This is a genomic window from Psychrobacillus sp. FSL K6-1464 (assembly GCF_038003145.1).
Taxonomy (GTDB): domain Bacteria; phylum Bacillota; class Bacilli; order Bacillales_A; family Planococcaceae; genus Psychrobacillus; species Psychrobacillus psychrotolerans.
In genome coordinates this window covers 1,953,553-1,969,841 of record NZ_JBBOOP010000001.1, presented here as the reverse complement: position 1 = coordinate 1,969,841, position 16,289 = coordinate 1,953,553, and the positions used below count along the sequence as shown (strand labels likewise).

At 33.6% G+C, this 16,289-nt stretch carries 25 protein-coding genes, 2 pseudogenes and 1 riboswitch; of the genes and pseudogenes, 19 read left to right on the top strand and 8 right to left on the bottom strand.

The genetic code is table 11. The annotated features are described in order from the left end of the window. The first annotated feature begins 223 nt into the window (after nt 1–223). Entirely contained in the window at nt 224–598 is a 375-nt protein-coding gene (locus MKX39_RS09845) for a topoisomerase (RefSeq protein ID WP_340769419.1), read from the top strand. 878 nt (nt 599–1,476) lie between these two features. Here MKX39_RS09845 and MKX39_RS09840 read toward each other — a convergent pair. After that, nucleotides 1,477–1,617, bottom strand: coding sequence for a hypothetical protein (locus MKX39_RS09840; RefSeq protein ID WP_340769418.1), 141 nt, complete (start codon nt 1,615–1,617; stop codon nt 1,477–1,479). 88 nt (nt 1,618–1,705) lie between these two features. On the opposite strand from MKX39_RS09840, the gene MKX39_RS09835 reads away from it, so the two are divergent. From MKX39_RS09835 to MKX39_RS09815, 5 genes and pseudogenes are all read left to right on the top strand, one after another. After that, nucleotides 1,706–1,861, top strand: coding sequence for a hypothetical protein (locus MKX39_RS09835; RefSeq protein ID WP_269925099.1), 156 nt, complete (start codon nt 1,706–1,708; stop codon nt 1,859–1,861). Between the two features lie 109 nt (nt 1,862–1,970). Beyond that, a complete protein-coding gene (locus MKX39_RS09830; protein WP_340769414.1) occupies nt 1,971–2,393 on the top strand; it encodes a hypothetical protein in 423 nt (140 codons plus the stop codon). A gap of 162 nt (nt 2,394–2,555) precedes the next feature. Then, nucleotides 2,556–2,762 (top strand): annotated as a pseudogene (locus tag MKX39_RS09825) (cold-shock protein); the annotation flags it as partial. A gap of 199 nt (nt 2,763–2,961) precedes the next feature. After that, nucleotides 2,962–3,252 (top strand): hypothetical protein, encoded by a 291-nt coding sequence (locus tag MKX39_RS09820; RefSeq protein ID WP_340769412.1) that lies wholly within the window; start codon nt 2,962–2,964, stop codon nt 3,250–3,252. Continuing rightward, nucleotides 3,253–3,444 carry a helix-turn-helix transcriptional regulator gene (locus tag MKX39_RS09815; protein WP_340769410.1) on the top strand — a complete coding sequence of 64 codons (192 nt, stop codon included), beginning with the start codon at nt 3,253–3,255 and terminating at the stop codon, nt 3,442–3,444. 168 nt (nt 3,445–3,612) lie between these two features. On the opposite strand, the gene MKX39_RS09810 is transcribed toward MKX39_RS09815, so the two are convergent. Continuing rightward, a complete protein-coding gene (locus tag MKX39_RS09810; protein ID WP_340769332.1) occupies nt 3,613–4,836 on the bottom strand; it encodes an IS110 family transposase in 1,224 nt (407 codons plus the stop codon). A 411-nt stretch (nt 4,837–5,247) separates the two neighbouring features. Here MKX39_RS09810 and MKX39_RS09805 point away from each other — a divergent pair, with 411 nt between their 5' ends. The 7 genes from MKX39_RS09805 (at nt 5,248) to MKX39_RS09775 (ending at nt 9,678) form a co-directional block, all read left to right on the top strand. After that, nucleotides 5,248–5,685, top strand: coding sequence for a hypothetical protein (locus MKX39_RS09805; RefSeq protein WP_340769409.1), 438 nt, complete (start codon nt 5,248–5,250; stop codon nt 5,683–5,685). Nucleotides 5,686–5,923: 238 nt separating this feature from the next. Then, entirely contained in the window at nt 5,924–6,109 is a 186-nt protein-coding gene (locus MKX39_RS09800) for a hypothetical protein (RefSeq protein WP_340769407.1), read from the top strand. 620 nt (nt 6,110–6,729) lie between these two features. Continuing rightward, nucleotides 6,730–6,915: a DUF4083 domain-containing protein gene (locus MKX39_RS09795; protein WP_340769406.1), complete on the top strand. Its 186-nt coding sequence runs from the start codon at nt 6,730–6,732 to the stop codon at nt 6,913–6,915. A gap of 59 nt (nt 6,916–6,974) precedes the next feature. Then, a complete protein-coding gene (locus MKX39_RS09790; RefSeq protein ID WP_340769405.1) occupies nt 6,975–7,367 on the top strand; it encodes a hypothetical protein in 393 nt (130 codons plus the stop codon). Between the two features lie 416 nt (nt 7,368–7,783). Beyond that, nucleotides 7,784–8,086, top strand: coding sequence for a TIGR04104 family putative zinc finger protein (locus tag MKX39_RS09785; protein ID WP_340769404.1), 303 nt, complete (start codon nt 7,784–7,786; stop codon nt 8,084–8,086). A 161-nt stretch (nt 8,087–8,247) separates the two neighbouring features. Next, complete coding sequence (locus tag MKX39_RS09780; protein ID WP_340769402.1) at nt 8,248–8,919, top strand: hypothetical protein; 672 nt, start codon at nt 8,248–8,250, stop codon at nt 8,917–8,919. A gap of 303 nt (nt 8,920–9,222) precedes the next feature. Next, nucleotides 9,223–9,678 (top strand): GNAT family N-acetyltransferase, encoded by a 456-nt coding sequence (locus tag MKX39_RS09775; protein ID WP_340769401.1) that lies wholly within the window; start codon nt 9,223–9,225, stop codon nt 9,676–9,678. Nucleotides 9,679–9,884: 206 nt separating this feature from the next. Here the strand turns inward: MKX39_RS09775 and MKX39_RS09770 are convergent, their stop codons facing one another. Together MKX39_RS09770 and MKX39_RS09765 are read right to left on the bottom strand one after the other, a co-directional pair. Further along, nucleotides 9,885–10,199: a DMT family transporter gene (locus MKX39_RS09770; RefSeq protein WP_340769399.1), complete on the bottom strand. Its 315-nt coding sequence runs from the start codon at nt 10,197–10,199 to the stop codon at nt 9,885–9,887. Then, complete coding sequence (locus tag MKX39_RS09765; protein ID WP_340769398.1) at nt 10,199–10,540, bottom strand: DMT family transporter; 342 nt, start codon at nt 10,538–10,540, stop codon at nt 10,199–10,201. Before MKX39_RS09765 ends, MKX39_RS09770 begins: the two co-directional genes overlap by 1 nt. A gap of 69 nt (nt 10,541–10,609) precedes the next feature. After that, nucleotides 10,610–10,708, bottom strand: a riboswitch (guanidine-I (ykkC/yxkD leader). A 263-nt stretch (nt 10,709–10,971) separates the two neighbouring features. Here MKX39_RS09765 and MKX39_RS09760 point away from each other — a divergent pair. Further along, nucleotides 10,972–11,424 (top strand): MarR family winged helix-turn-helix transcriptional regulator, encoded by a 453-nt coding sequence (locus MKX39_RS09760; protein ID WP_340769396.1) that lies wholly within the window; start codon nt 10,972–10,974, stop codon nt 11,422–11,424. Between the two features lie 25 nt (nt 11,425–11,449). Continuing rightward, on the top strand, nt 11,450–11,959 hold the full coding sequence (locus MKX39_RS09755; RefSeq protein WP_340771402.1) for a GNAT family N-acetyltransferase: 510 nt from the start codon (nt 11,450–11,452) through the stop codon (nt 11,957–11,959). Between the two features lie 461 nt (nt 11,960–12,420). Here MKX39_RS09755 and MKX39_RS09750 read toward each other — a convergent pair whose 3' ends face one another. From MKX39_RS09750 to MKX39_RS09740, 3 genes are all read right to left on the bottom strand, one after another. Beyond that, the gene (locus MKX39_RS09750; RefSeq protein ID WP_340769395.1) at nt 12,421–12,570 is read right to left on the bottom strand and encodes a hypothetical protein; all 150 of its coding nucleotides are present in this window, start codon (nt 12,568–12,570) and stop codon (nt 12,421–12,423) included. A 464-nt stretch (nt 12,571–13,034) separates the two neighbouring features. Continuing rightward, the gene (locus tag MKX39_RS09745; RefSeq protein WP_340769394.1) at nt 13,035–13,526 is read right to left on the bottom strand and encodes a DinB family protein; all 492 of its coding nucleotides are present in this window, start codon (nt 13,524–13,526) and stop codon (nt 13,035–13,037) included. Between the two features lie 181 nt (nt 13,527–13,707). Then, complete coding sequence (locus MKX39_RS09740; protein ID WP_340769393.1) at nt 13,708–14,070, bottom strand: VOC family protein; 363 nt, start codon at nt 14,068–14,070, stop codon at nt 13,708–13,710. 123 nt (nt 14,071–14,193) lie between these two features. Here MKX39_RS09740 and MKX39_RS09735 point away from each other — a divergent pair, with 123 nt between their 5' ends. After that, nucleotides 14,194–14,322, top strand: a complete 129-nt coding sequence (locus MKX39_RS09735) for a sigma factor-like helix-turn-helix DNA-binding protein (protein ID WP_445678021.1) — start codon at nt 14,194–14,196, stop codon at nt 14,320–14,322. Nucleotides 14,323–14,499: 177 nt separating this feature from the next. Next, nucleotides 14,500–15,078: a hypothetical protein gene (locus MKX39_RS09730; RefSeq protein ID WP_340769392.1), complete on the top strand. Its 579-nt coding sequence runs from the start codon at nt 14,500–14,502 to the stop codon at nt 15,076–15,078. A gap of 208 nt (nt 15,079–15,286) precedes the next feature. Here the strand turns inward: MKX39_RS09730 and MKX39_RS09725 are convergent. Further along, nucleotides 15,287–15,481 (bottom strand): annotated as a pseudogene (locus MKX39_RS09725) (hypothetical protein); the annotation flags it as partial. A gap of 72 nt (nt 15,482–15,553) precedes the next feature. Between MKX39_RS09725 and MKX39_RS09720 the strand changes: the two are divergent. Both MKX39_RS09720 and MKX39_RS09715 read left to right on the top strand, forming a co-directional pair. Next, complete coding sequence (locus MKX39_RS09720) at nt 15,554–15,691, top strand: hypothetical protein (RefSeq protein WP_340769390.1); 138 nt, start codon at nt 15,554–15,556, stop codon at nt 15,689–15,691. Between the two features lie 30 nt (nt 15,692–15,721). Further along, complete coding sequence (locus MKX39_RS09715) at nt 15,722–16,243, top strand: SecY-interacting protein Syd (RefSeq protein ID WP_340771399.1); 522 nt, start codon at nt 15,722–15,724, stop codon at nt 16,241–16,243. Nucleotides 16,244–16,289: the final 46 nt, after the last annotated feature.

Genomic DNA, 16,289 nt, shown 5'->3' with positions numbered 1-16,289 from the left:
CAATCTTACCTATAAATATTTCAATTTGGTTAGTATGTTATATATTATAAGTGAATTATTACAAATCTAATATTGTATTAATTTATAACAATTGCAATAGAGATAATTTACATTCTTATATTGCTTTAGGGAACAGTTAAAGTATCTTTAAGTATCTGGGTCAAACTTCCGTATGGAGAATTGTTGTGGAATGTGCAATTTATTTTTGAAAGGGGAATTAGAAATGATGAAACAAGCTATGATTTCAGGAATTGTATTTTATTCAATCTTGTTAGTTGGATGTAATACAACCGAGGTATTAGAAAGCGAGCAGGAAGTAGTAGTTTCTCAGAGAAAAAACTTATTTTCTGAATTACAAAATGAAATAGTCTTATCTATTACAGAGCAAACGGAACTTGAAAGTGATTCTCTAGCAATAATGATAGATGGTGGTGCTGATGAATTTACAGTTTCAGTAGGTTTCCCGAAGGATGCAAAAATTGATAATACGTTGATTCAACAAATAGTTGAAGATTCTATTAAGAATGTTTCTGAAGCAGAAACAGTAACAGATAGCGAAGAAAAAATAAATATGAAAATAAAGATCGAGAAATACTAACAGTGAATTTCTTAAAGGATACAAACGGCCTTAAAAATAAAGTAGATTTATAAGTATGTGAATAAATGTGCTTAAACTGACGGGTGCTTTACTTCATAAGAAGAAAAGCTTTTTTCTATTTCCATAAAAGCAACGAATCAGTAGAATTAGAAGGGTTTTTTAGGGTTAATGTGGAATTAGTTAATATATGTAAATTTTTAGAATGAATAAATATGATGAAGATCTCAACTGCTCTCAGATTACAGTGGAATTGCGGAGTATATACAGAACTTTTCAACTACAATGAAGGGATTGAGTGAAATGGAAGAATCGCTGAAAGCTGCTTTGGAGATGCGCCGGGACGGAGATTTATTTGGGTAAAACAAGCTTCTCATTGAACTTGTTTTACAGCACCCGGATCATGCGATACTACATTATGAGTGCGCGTGCAGCTACGATGTTTTGGCATAAGAAGAGGAAGCGATCCCTTTTTACGGTCGAGCACTCGAACTCGGCCTGTCAGATAAGGAAGCAGTAAATGCCTATATCCAGCTTCGCTATACCGGCTGAATGGCCGGCTCATGGAATCCGAAAATGTTTTAATGACAGGGATGATGCGGTTTTGGGATGTAGGTCTTCTTAAAATCTTCTACGCATTTACCATGGTCGGCAAATAAAGAAAAAACTTCCTCCGTTCGAAGATTTCCTGAGGAAATTGGATGGAACCTTTCATACAGAGCATGGTAATGGATTTCTCAAGGAAGAGTGCTCCAAATCGGAACTCTGGACGAAATCTGAGTGGAGATCATCAGGATGATTAGCAGTTCTTTTTCTTATTGAACTAACGCAGCAGTTTAGTTTAATAACCATAAATGAAACTTTAATTGGAAATTAACGACTTATTCTGAAAAGGGGGAAAAGCGTATTAGAATAAAATACTTTTTCTTTTCATTAATAGCTATTGCTGTATCGGGTTGCACCAACGATTCATCAGCTGTTAGTAACAATTCATTAGCGAAAGAAACCACTGAAGAGCCCATAATCGGTGAACCTCTTCCACCGCAATGGATAAATTATGGTGGTGAGAAGTATGTTTTTAACAGGATTATTCCAAAAGATGAAGTGGATATGAGTCAAATTGTCTCAACAAACACCTTAACAGCACTAGGAGATGGTGCTGAATCTGGGAATGAAATTTTTCTTTATAAGAAAGACGGTAGTTTATTCATAATAGATAACACAGGACCTACTGAGCAATGGGCGAATTTCACTAAAAATAATTAAAGTAGCTACTTTTCTTGTTGAACTAACGGGTGCTTTAGTTAAGCAAGACTATCTGATGCGTCGGGTTAGCTTGTTAGTACAAAGAATTAATAAAGATAAGGGGGATTAAGTGAGAAATAATTATTTTTTTGGAATTATTTTTTTCATTTTGCTGTTAGCAATGTTTTACAAATTTCAAGAACACCCAGAGGAAAGGACTTTATTTCCAGAAGTGGAAATTATTCATACAAATATTGAGCAAATACAAGTTCTAAATATTACATCTAATGATAACAAAGTGATTGATGAGTTAAAAAATATCGAAATATTTTCTTCTTACTTTAGAGGAATAAATTCCAATAAAATCAATAATGATGTGAACGCGGATGATGAAAAACCTGTTTATCATATTTATATTGTCAATACTGGCCGTCATTCTAATCCACCAATTTCTGTTTATAAAGATTCCATCGTATATCAAGGCAAGAAGCGATATATGACATCTGAAGAATCATCATCCTTATTTCAACTAATAGACGAAACTCGCAAATAACTCATACTTATATCTTCTTCAACTAACGGGTGCTTTACTTCAAGAAGGAGTAAAGCCTTTTTTCTAATTGAACTAATGCAGCAGGTTAGTTGAGTAAAAAAATGAATTGGAGGTCGAACAGATATGAAACGAGAGGGAATTGTTAAATAGTTTAAAGAAGAAAAGGGGTATGGTCGGATTATGCTTGACGGTGAGGATGGAAATCATATTTTTTTTCATTTTAGTTCGATTTTACCTGATAAAGAAAGACTTCCGAATGGATTCAGATTCCTTAAACAAGGTCAAAAAGTATCCTTTGATTTAGTTGAAAAACCAAATACTACTGACCAAAAGCAAGTTGCAGAAAATGTAATCATTATCTCTGACTAAAAAATTCTTGTTCAACTAACGAGGTGCTTTACTCCAAGAAGGAGTAAAGCGTTTTTTCTTATTGAACTAAAGTGGCAGAATAATTGAATAGTGTTGTTTAACACTTGTGTTCAATAATGTAAAGAGTATTAGACATTTTCCCGAGTAGTGATATAATAAATGTCAAATACTTTATACATTTATGAGGAGGAAATAAATTATGGACTGGATTGTTATAACTGTTCTTTTTTTTATCTTAGGGTTGAGTGCTATTTTGATAATAGGTACTCTTGTATCTTTACCACAAGTGGGTGACGAAAGAAAAAACCTTATCAAAATGAAAGCCCAGTCCTACACCTTTGCAGTTGCAATGGGATACGTGTTAATTCAACTTTTTAAAAACATATATAATGGTTCAAATGAGGGTATAAATCCTTTTACCTTTCTCATAACGATTTCCATTATATATTTAATTTCATTACTATTTTTCAGGAAAAAATACGGTAGTTAAATGAAAAATCACATTAAAGAATTAAGAAAATCAGCTAAATTATCCCAAGAAGAACTGGCTAAACTTTGTAAGGTATCTAGACAAACGATAAATGCAATTGAAAATGATAAATATGATCCTACTTTACAATTAGCTTTTAATATAGCCTCTGTATTGGACACCACAATAGATGAGCTGTTTGTCAATAAATGAAAAATCAACAATCGGACGAGATTGTGGAACTAGCTTCACTTTCCTTCTTCAACTCCCATGAAAATTAAAATCTTCGATTTAGAGAAAAAGGCAATACGAAATCTGACGCAGCTCAATAATTTTTTAAAAAAGTGCGGCGCCTAAATGTGAATTAAATTGTGGGTCGGACTAGGAGGCATTTGGTTCAGTGATTGTCACGTTGTAACCTAAGTTTTCAAGTCTTCGAACAGAATATCGTACAATCGATTGTTCTTTTTGTTTGTCAAAGTAATCTTCCCCTAAGTCTACGTACATTTCTTTGCGAGTTAGGAGATAATAGCTGATTCTTAAAATGGCATGAGCCACTGATATCCCTGCACGCTTTTTACCCTTTCTTGATGCAGTACGCCTATACAAGGCTCCCAAGTAGGTCTTGGATCCTCTAACAGAATGAGCTGCTTCAATTAACGCCGATTTCAAGTACTTGTTTCCTTTTTTCATGTTGGTTGATTTCCTCTTGCCCGCACTTTCATTATGTCCAGGTACTAATCCTGCCCAGGAACATAAGTGCGCTGAACTGGGAAATTGCTTCTCCACATCTGTACCGACTTCGGCTAAGATTTGTTCAGCCATTCGAGTGGCGATGCCAGGAATGGAATCCAATCGTTCTATATCTTTTTGATGGGAGGATAACCTAGTAGCCACCTCTTCGTTTAATAGCTCAATCCGCTCAGTTAGAAATTCTATATGGACCAGAATGGTTTTTAACATGAGACGTTGATGTGGATTGATATACCCTCGAAGAGCTAGTTCTAGTTCACTCTTTTTCTTCTTCATTGATCGGCGGGCAAAGCTAGCTAATTTCTCAGGATCATTTTCGCCATCGGCGATAGCACGAAGCATATCAAGCGATGAAACACCCATGATGTCGGAGACAACGGAACCGAGTTTGATATTCGCTCCTTCTAAAACCTTTTGAATCCGATTATGTTGTCTCGCACGCTCTTCAATAATACTTCGACGGTATCGAACTAACTCTCGCAATTCCCGCTGATTTCGGTCTGGAATAAAACTTGCTTTAAGTAGACCATGACGAAGAAGTTTGGCAATCCATTCGGCATCCTTTACATCGGTCTTACGACCTGGTACTGCTTTCATATGTTGAGCGTTCACTACTAAAAACTCAATGCTCTCGGCTTCTAGCAAGTTAACAATAGGCTTCCAAAATACACCTGTACTTTCCATTGCTACGTGAGTACAACCATGCTCCTTAATCCAGTCAATTAACTGTAATAGAAATACAGTTTTAGTGGAAAACGTTTGAATCTCCTTTCCTTTTGGCGTAATAATACAAGCAGTAATGGAATCCTTATGGACATCCATCCCACAAGCACGTTCAATGATTACTTCCATTGTAATCATCCTTTCTACGGCAAATAGTATTGGAGGCTGGTGCAATAACCAGAGTAGGATTAATCTCCCATGAGTGCTTCCCGTAAGGGAGCGACAGTCTGTGATGCACCGTGGTCGTTGGAGTCAGACTAACGGATGGGCTCTATGGCACCATAGTTCATCGACCTTCCTCTCCCAGCCGTAGTATCCTATACCCAGGTTTTCACATTTTCATTCTCTGTGGTGTAGCGCTGATTTTGCGCTACATGGATGGCTAACGGGTGCTTTACTTCAAGAAGGAGTAAAGCCTTTTTTCTTATTGAACTAAAGCCGCAGGTTAGTTGAATAAGAAGGAGTATATAAAAAGTTGTCGAAGTTGAGATAATATGAGGAGTATTTATGTACATAGAATAAGGAGGGGGTATAAATTTGGTGAAAAGTTTATTTCTGTACTTATTGCTTGTAATAGCAATATCACTTCCGTTTATTATTATTAGTTCTAATTTCGGGTTTGTAACAGGGGGACCTCCTGGAATCGTTGGGTTGCTAAATACAATTGCTTTTTTAATTGTTTGGTTAGCTGTGAGTATGATGATGGGATACAAATTAAAAAGAGGATTTAATTTAATTATTCTTATCTATTGGGGCATGCTTGCACTTGTATTTTTCCCAATAACAAATACATTAGAAGTTACCAAAGAATTGATACCGTTGGTATTAGTATTTCTAATAAGTCCTCTGTATGGGGTATCTGACTACCTATCCACTGATGAGATTGTTTTTATCGGAATACCTATTTGCGTGTTCCTATGTTTCTTATTTTTCTTTGGCGGGAAAACTACTAAAAATAGGAAATTGGTTCAAAACTAAATTTGGACTCTTCAACTAATATTTGCTTTACTTCAAGAAGGAGTACAGCCTTTTTCTTATTGAGCTAAAGCGGCAGTTTAGTTGAATATTCGATTTTCGAAGCAATCAATATTCTTTGAATATTACGATAACATTTCAAGGGCTATAATATATGATTGATTTATAAACTATTTATCTCTAATTGAAGTTTTTATTTTTTATTGAATTTGCAAATAAGCAAATGAGGGAGGAGAAAAAAATGGGTGTTAAAAGAAAACTTGGAACACTAATTTTAACGAGTATTATTGTAATATCTGGAGTGTTTTGGTACTCGCAACAGGAGCCATATAGTACAGAGTTGGTTGTAAATACTTTGTTTGATAAATATGAAGCACAAAGTAGTCAAATTGGGATTACTGACCCGATAATATCGATAGATGTTTAGGATAAAAATGATATACCCGAAGTTGAAGCATATCTAAAAGCCAAATTGTCTAAAAATGACTTAGAACACTATGAAATCGAAGTATTCTCTCGATGGTCGTAAATTTGAGGTAAGAACACTAACGGGTGCTTTAGTTCAAGAAGGAGTAAAGCCTTTTTCTTATTGAACTAAAGCGGCAGGTTAGTTTAAGTGTGTTGTATAATAAATGGATATCTTTGTACAGGGAGGATTGTATGTGGAGTTTTAGCACTTATAAAGACAAACGTTACTGGATACTTTTGATTACAGCTATAATTATCTTGGTCTTGTTCGCTGTTTTTACCCCTGATTATATTCTTGAAAAAACTTACTTTGTACCATTTTCAATGCTTATATTTATAGTTTTATTCTGGTCGACATACCATCTTTGGAAGTATTTTGGTGATAAAAAGAAGAGGAATAATACGGATGACAGTTGCGATTTGTAACTTGCTTGTTCAAGTAACGCGTGCTTTACTTCAATAAGGATTGACTAATAAAGAGTTTAATTATCAATGAAAAATGGTAAAATGAAGAAAATATGGAATGTGAGAGGTAATGTAAAGTTGTGCTTGACCATTTCTATACAAGGGGATTTTTTAATGTTTAATGTGGGAGACATGATTTATCAGGTTATAGTATTGGGGCTTATCGTTTTATTTGTAGTATCGTTCACCTTATTTATAAGGAGCATACTCTTGAATCAACAGGCAAAAAACCATCAACTTAATGAAATAGAAAAGAAAATGGATAAAATAATAGAGTTAATGGACTTCAAAAAGCAGTAAAGCCTTTTTTCTTATTGAACTAACGCAGCAGTTTAATAAAATAAAATGGGGGTGAATTTTTGAAAAGAAACAAAGTAATAATTTTCATTATATCTGTGATTTTTTTATTGTGCTTAGTGTGGATTTTATTTCCTAATAAAAGTGCAGAAGTAAAAAGTTTCACCTATGAGATAGAGGAAAACAATGACGAACTTATTTTTGAAGCTAACTTTCAATTCACTAACAATACAGGAAATTTTAGTTATGCAACTATTGTTTTAGACAGTTTTTTTTATCAACGACTTAAGAATCCAGAATCTATTGAACCCATTTTTTTAAACGGTGGAGTATCTGGTTCTACAAGAATAATTATTAACAAAGAGGACTTAACTTCAGACTTTATTGAATCGTTAAAATCAAAGGAAAGAAATCCTTTTCATGCTATAAGTATAGGTGAAGAAATTAGTTTGTAATAATTCAACTAACGAGTGCTTTAGTTAAACAGGACCATCAAAAAATGATGGTCTATTTTTATGTACAATGTGAAATGTTACACTTAAACTTACGCGGCAGGTTAGTGAAAGAAGGAACTTCGAATATACATGGAGAAGTAACAACCAGATGTGGTGGTACTGATGGCTATTTGTGGGGGGATTGTATTCAGTTTATCAGTGTACTCATTCATAACTGGTAAAAATCAGGTCATGTCCTATATAATGTTTTTCTTTGGTGCACTGGCACTGGTTGCAGGGATTTTTGAACTAAAAGAGAAACGAAAGACAAATGCAGTAATATTTTTTTTGTATCTGCTTTAGTCCTTTTTGTTTTCATCAATACTTTTAATGTTTTTCACTAACGGGTGCTTTAGCAGAACAAGGAGGGGATTAAAATGCCAACTTGCGATAATTGCCATAACAAGTGGAACTGGAAGCAGACGATTAAAAAAACGACGACATTAAATCCTGTAATGACTTGCCCATATTGTGGGGAAAAACAATATCAAACGCAAAAGTCCAAAACAAAAATTGGTTTTCTTACTACCATTGTCTTATTGCCACTTCTTTTTCAAATTTTTTTTGATATGTCAGGAGCTTTCTTATTGAGCTTATTTCCCATTTTAACCGTTATTTTTATTCTTTTATATCCGTTTTTAATCAAATTAAGTAGCAGAGAAGAGTATATAAATTTCTAAGGATAAATAGTGAAGGAGTATTCAAGAATAGGGAGCAATTGTTGTATAAGCTTCACTTTTCTTCTTCAACTAATGGGTGCTTTACTTCAAGAAGGACATTGTGTTTTTCTTTGAGACTTTTTGCTGTGTTTATGACATACCTTCTTAAAAGGAGGGATTATATGTTAAAAAGGTTATTGATTAATACTGGAATACTCATAGTGGGAATAGGTTCATTTAGCCTGTTAAATAAACCTTCAGAAGTTGATACTGCTATTGCCAATAAGGAGGAACCAGTACCTTTCTCTACTAAAGAAAATGAACTACATTTTTCTACATTGAACGAGGTAACTGAAAATGTCCATGAGAAATATGATAAGTTGGAATTTGGTGTAAAAACGACTTCAAAGAAAGAATTCAAGATACAAGTTAAAGAGAATGAAGAATATTTTAATTCAGTCAAAAAGGATATTGAGTCCATTGCAAAAAATGTAATTAAATCTTCCGCATTAAAGGACTATACAGTTGTTGTAGAAAGAATGGATTTATCTTTCGTTACCGTAGATACTGAAAATATTAACAAAGAACTTTCAGATATAGCATTGACTTTAATGGAAGGTCTTAAAGATTACGATGTATACGAAAATTTAAATACTGAGTATCAAAATGAGGATCAAAAATCCATTAGCATTCAAACTTCAATAAAAGGTTCAGGTAAAGATGCACATAAGTTAGCAATGGAAATTGAAGAGGCAGTGAATGAAATCCTTCATTCTAAGGAACTAAATTCTGTATCTAATATTGACTCTTATGAAATTAAAATATTGAATGCCAAAGGGAAAGTAGTAAATTAGTCAATTTATTGGCTAAACAATATTGGCATCCCTTCTTCAACTAACGTGTGCTTTAGCAAAATATGGCCATCCTTTCGATGGTCTATTTCTATGTACAAAATATTAAATTGATCTCAGATATGCATTGTGAAATGTTACATTTAAACTAAAGCCGCAGGTTAGTTGAATAAGAAAGTTAAATTATTTTAGAGGAGGCGTTCATTATGACGAATAAAAGAATTTATATTATTAATGATTACAAGGGGATAACGACTTCTTAACAAAGTTGTTTAGCGTTTCCCCAAATTTTGAAAGGGGAAAATTATGAGTATTGAAAATGTGAAAATCGTAGAATTAAATGCAGAAAACTGGTACGAATGTTGCGAATTAGAGGGATCAACAGAACAAAAAGAATACATGGAGCCCAATGCTATATCAATAGCTCAGTCAAAGTTTGAGCCTACATTAAAGCCATATGCTATTTATGTTGAAGATAAAATAGTTGGTTTTTTGATGTACAATTCAGTTCAAGAAGAACTTGGTGGCTATTGGGTTTATAGAATAATGGTGGATGGGGAATACCAAGGCAAGGGTATCGGTAAAGCTGCAACCAAATTAATGATTTCAGAAATGGCTAAATTACCGAATCCCCAAAAAATTGTTGTAGGCTATCACCCTGAAAACTTAGGAGCACATAATTTATACTCGAGTTTGGGATTTATTGATAATGGTGATAGGTTCGGTAAGGAAATGGCAGTTATAAAAAATGTAAGCGAGTGATAGGTCGATAGAATATTTTCATAAGAAAGGACCATTCTTTGGTCTTTTTTTATTGTGCTAACGTGTGATTTACTTCAAGAAGGAGAAGCAGAATTGTTGAAAAAAGCAATTCTAAAGCAGTAGTTTAGTTCAATAAAAATAAAAATAAAGAAGATAATTTGTTTTAAAACAAATTATCTTCTTCATATAACAATCTATAAGCTCATTTATGAGACGATTTTTAGACCAATTGCAGCACCTAAGACCATCCCTATAAAAACTAGTCTTCTCCAATCTTTTGATTCCCCATATAATAGCATACCTAAAATTGCCCCACCAGAAGCACCAATTCCTGTCCAAATTGCATAAGCTGTTCCCATAGGAAGTGTTTTCATTGAATAAGCAAGAAACATAAAACTAGCCCCAAACGCGAAAATTAATAGAACTAATGATTGCCAATTACGGTCATTGTGCAATTTATTTATCATACCAACACCAAACATTTCAAATAAGCCTGCAACAACCAAAGAAACCCACGTCATTAAGATTCAACTCCTTCTTTATCGATGTCTTTAGTAACTAATTTCAAACCAATTACCCCTCCCAATAAAACTAAAATTAAAATAACTTTTCCTATTTTAAATGGTTCACCAAAAAATACGATGTCCGAAAAAACTGTTCCGGCTGTACCTAGTCCTACAAAAACCGCATAGACAGTCCCAACAGGCAGTTTTTTGCCAGCCATAATCATTAAATAAAAACTAACGATAATAGCAATAACAGTTCCAGTCCAAGTCCAAAAGTCATCTGCATGTTTTAATCCAATAACCCAAAAAACTTCGAAGAAAGCAGCGAGTACTACTTTAAACCAGTTTGTATTCATTTAAATAACCACTCCTTTTATATTCTATAAAAACAAAAAAAGCCCAAGAGATAACTGTATGAAAACAGTTTCTCCCAGGCTTTTATCCTTCCGTGACACAGCATAGCTGTGAGTTTTCTCTCGGACCAGACCAACATAGATAGTTGCGGAACCCTAGAAAACATTTAATGTATGCAATTAACTTGTATTATACACAATATTAGAATGAAAATCTATCTTCTTACACTAAGGGGTAGATATAAGTCCCGTATTTAGAGTATCGTTAATGATATTGGAAGTTAACATTAAAATTCCTATTATATAATAAATATACTTCACATTAATCAAGCTCTACATCATTATTTTTATTGCAAATGCAACAATATTAGTTTAAGATGAATGTAGATCTAATTATTGCATTTACAACAAAGATATTTACGGAGGAGCTATTTATGAAAGAAATTTTGCGTGAAATTGGCATGATTGCTAGGGCATTGGATTCCATCAGCAACATAGAATTCAAAGAGTTTGAACTAACAAAAGGCCAGTACTTGTACCTGGTGAGGATATGTGAGAACCCGGGAATTATCCAGGAACAGTTAGTAGAGATGATTAAAGTGGACCGGTCAACGGCAACTCGTGCTATCCAAAAACTAGAGTTGAACGGCTTTATTGAGAAAAAAGGTGCCGCGAACAATAAAAAGATCAAAAAACTATATTCAACGGAGAAAGGGAATACGGTCTACCCATTCATTAAAAGAGAAAATGAATACTCCAACCATGTTGCATTAGAAGGATTTTCTGAAAAAGATGCAGAAACCACTTTCGATTTTTTGCACCGAATCAGAAAAAATATCGAAAAAGACTGGGAATTAGTTAAAAAGGGGAACAAAAGACACTATTAATATACTAAAGGAGTTGCCTCATTTGATGACGATAAAGAAATGTACTCTTGAAGATTCACTAGACCTCCAGGCCATCAGTGTGGAAACCTTTACCGAGACTTTTAAGGACCATAATTCCCCTGAACACCTAAATGCCTATTTGGAAAGGGCATACAACGTGAACCAACTAAAACAAGAATTGGCCAATCAGTCTTCACAATTCTTTTTTGTTTATTATAATCAGGAAGTCGCTGGATACCTCAAAACTAATACTGGTGATGCCCAATCGGAAGCAATGGGTGATGACTCACTTGAAGTTGAGCGTATCTATGTGAAGAAGAAATTCCAAAAACATGGGTTAGGGAAGCATCTACTCAATAAAGCAGTGGAAATCGCGAAAGTACAGAAGAAAGAGAAAATCTGGCTTGGCGTATGGGAAGAAAATGAAAATGCCATTGCGTTCTATAAGAAAAAAGGGTTTTTGCAAACGGGTGCTCACTCTTTTTATATGGGCGATGATGAGCAAGTGGACTTGATCATGACCAAAATACTCTAATATTATTTTGTGAAAGGGAGAACGTAGTGTATATCCCGAACTTTCCAGATAAAGAATCTATTATTCGAACCCTGCTAAATTGGATAGATGAACCGCTTTCGGACCGTAAAGCTGTATATGACTTGTATAAAAGTGAGGGGGAGTGGGCAAGTGTAAACTTTACACTTGAATCAAATATTTCTTATTAAACGAACAGGCTTTACTTCAAGAAGAGGTAAAGCCGTTTTTTAATGGGCTAACGTAATCAGTTTAGTTTAAGAAGGAATTCTGAGGACGATTGGTGAAATAACTAATCAGTATATTCAAAAGGTAATTATTTTGATTGGGGTGAGTAACATAATTATTCGAAAGCTTATCTCCGCGGTAATGGCTTGTGTCTTGGTTATGGTAAGTTTTTCATTCTCAGGACAGACAGGTCTTGCAATCATAGTTGGTATTTATCTATTTCCAATTCTTTTAATTTATGGAGTACCAGCATCTGTTTTCTCTGATTTTGTTACAAAAAAACTAAAATCTTTTCCTAGAGTAATTTTGGCATTAATTATGCACTTATTCCTAGCTGCTTTGTTTGTTGTAACTCCAGCTTTACTTTCTGGTAGCGAAATATTCAACTTTTACTTCATTATTTCTCTTTTATCTTCTTTTCTGTTCTACTGTAGTGATGAATTTCTTAGGTCAAAATTAGCCAAATACTTGTATCAGAAGTTTTTTTTGTCTGAAAGAGCTAAAGAGTTATGTAAAAAGATTGGGAACTTGAGAATTTAGAGAGGTTGTATCATCTTGTTTAACGAACGTTATCGTAAGGGAATAAGATATCTTTTCTTATTGAATGAAAGTCGCTGGTTAGTCAATAATACTGACGATCGAAACTATTGATATCTATAAAACATAAATAATCTATTAAGGAACGATGGAAGCAATGACTGAAATGAATAAAAGGATGGTATTATGGATTAATAAAAAGCCCAATTTCTCAATTTAATACTGAGAAATCAGGCTTTTATTTGATGTACAGTTAGTTTTGCTTTTAAATCATTTTGTTACGTACGAAATCAAGCAATTCTAGCAGTATCTTTTATAAATATGAGCGCCTAGCTGGCCATGAACCTTGTAGTTTACGAAGTTGTACAATTTGTCCTGTATGATAGGCATCATGCAAAAGGATATTTAGATATTGTTGCCAAACTGGCAGAGAAGGACATTGTTGATCTAATTGTGCTTCCTGAAGGGATGTTAATGAAGATTGTAAGGCATCATGGACGTGAAACGTTCGACTTACTGTTTCTTGCCAAGCCTCTTCCTCATTAGGTCCACCTTGGACAAATGTGTCATCATTATTTTGTGGAACAACAAATGTGTCATCTTGAAGTAAGCGGGAAAGTAAACGCTCTTTAAAGATTAGTAAATGGTTTACATTTTCCCAAATCGTATTAGTGGCCATTCCATCAGGTTTCCAACATGCTTGTGCAGCGGTAAGATTCTTTAACGCTTCTGATATTGGTGGGTACCATTCTTCTTCGTAAAAAACTTGGTTGACTCCATTTTGCAAGATTTCTTTTTTACTCATTAGGATAGCCTCCTTTTTGTAACTATCTAAACTTGGTATATTAGTTACTCCAATTAAAAATATAAAGGTTTTTTAGAAGAGTTATTTTCTATAAACTATAGAATTCTCTTATAATGCACAAATTAGTAACGGGGAAAATAATTTCACAAAATCCCCGACAACCGTAACACTTTCATACTTGTTACAAATTTTCAAATTGGAGATATTCTAAAACATTTCCGAAAGGGTCTCTAAAACTAATATATTTTCCTGGAGGACAATTAGTTGGTTCGTCTATAACAAAATTCACTTCTCTCTCTTTTAAGAATTTAACTTTTTCATAAATATCTTCAGTTAGCAATCCTAATACAACTCCTGATATATCTTGAGTATAGGTTGCATTATCGTTCTCTTCTAAAATAAGTGGTAACTCTCCGTGTATAAGTGACGCAAGCTTAGGGTTATATTGTTTGCTTAATTCAAAACCTAAAATATTGGTATAAAAGTCGATTGCTTTGTTTAAATTGGGCACATAAATGCTTATAACACAAACTTCACTTTTCAAATTAGTTCCCCCATTTTTGGTATTATTATATATATTCTATACTCCTTAACAAACTTCCTTTTTTGGAAATAAATTTTCATTAGATTTTCTCATTCTAACGGGCGAGACTTTCCATTTTCCTAATTGTTACTTCGCTTAGAAGAGCCTTATAAGAAAGTTTTTACGTTAAGAGTATTTGGAGAACTTTCCTTTAAACAAATAAGTGAACTCTGTGAGAGAACAGAAAGTTGGGCGAGAGTCATATTCCACTGAGCCAAACGTAAAAAATTCAAGATTTGTTTTAGGGAGGACTAGAAATGAGTAATGTGTCACTTAAAGATACTAGGAATAAAGCTTTTTTTCTTATTGAACTAAAGTAAGAAGATTAGATCGGGAAAGGAAATACGTGCAAAAATACAACTTAAAACTACTGCATTGAGGAGTAAAGGAATGAAAAAAGATAAAAAAAGAGATAAAAAAATACATCGAATAGCAGACGAAGAACGATATAAAGAAGTAAAGGAAATGACAACAGAGGAATGGAATGCGAAACTGGAAGAAAAAAATAAGGCTAAAACGGGGAAGATGAAAGATAAAAAACGAATGGGAAAAGTACAAGGTAAAGTAATACATGGGACGACACCAGAAGAACGATTTAAAGAAATACACGGAATAACAATAGAGGAATGGAATGCAAAACTTGAGGTGAAATTTAAAGACAAAACAGGAATGACACCAGATGAGTGGTATGTAAAACAGGTTAAAACTACAACCCCTTTTGATATTATTAATGAACGCTACGGTACTGTTACAGAGGATGATATAAAGCTTGTTAAGGATTTGCAGTTATTTGGATTAAAAGATGGCGTAATAAATATATTACTTGATTATGTTGCAATTTTTAGTAGCATTGGGATGGTTCACCCGTTGGTAAGAGAAATGGGTGAAAATTGGCATAAGGAAAATATATTAACTGTTGAAAAGGCTATTAACTTTGTTAGGGAAGAACATAAGAAGTACACAGAGTAAACAGAGAAATAGTTATTAGTAGGGTGTCCCTTTAAGAAGAAAATAGGAGTTTTTATGTCGCATTTGACACATATTGCGAAGTTAAAAAGCCTTCAATTTTTAAGAGGACTTATAATCAGCAAGTTATGTTTTATCAATTAACGAGAAAGCGTCAAGAAGATCTATATTTTCAATTCTTCTGACCAAATGCCTAACATGAAAACTTATCTTATTCAACTGTATATCTAACTTGTTTAAAGACTAATATATCTCCTTCTTCAGTATCATCTGTAGTTTGCAAAAGTTGAACTTGTGGCTTGTAGTCCGTCCTATGAGCATCTTTGATACCCTTAATGTCACGTTCGTAGGATTCATCATTTTCTATTTTTTGTTCAAATACTTTTTTATTGGCAACAAAAATAAAGGCTTTCTGGATGTTTGCTGATTATTTCTTCCAATAATAGTCTTTATCACGTAACCATATAGAAATGCAGATTTGACAAAATTAGAAGAGAAATATATTCCTGACCCTAACCCAGGAACAGGTGGAATTCATAATGTTGAAAAAACTGCTGGTGTATGGGGGAATGATAGTGAATACGCTGATTTACTTGAAAAATTTATAAATAAGTAAAGGATGATAAATTTGTCAACAAAAGAAGCAATGAATATATATTTTCAGAAGAGGAAAGAGTTAGCATCTGAAGGTTTAGATTTTTTATTTAAAACACCAGTAAATAATGATGATGGAAATCTAATAATTTATGAAGGTGAAGTTGATGAGGAAGAATATATCTCATGGAAACCTATAGAAATGAATGTTTCACAAGATTATAAAAGATTAGAAGATGAATTTGAAGTAAATTTGAATAAATCAATAATTGATTATTTTAACTCATATTGGTTTGCTGACTTAGATGGTTTTTTTAAAGAGCACTATATAAAATTAGAACCGGTCCTTCCGAATGAAGAAATAAGTTCTTTTAGAGAGTCTTTGAGAGGATATAAAAATAATCACGGGGATAGTTTAGTGAAGATACCTATTGGAATTGAGGGAAATGGGTTACTAGTCGTTGTCGAGAACGATAGTGGAATAGTTCAATTAGAAGATTTTGAAAGAGGTACTTTTGAGTATATTGCTGAGAATATTCAAGACTTAATTAGAAATTTAAGTTTGAAAAGGTAGCATTAATTATCGTCGTCAATTTCTTTGATTAAGAGTGGTTGTACAA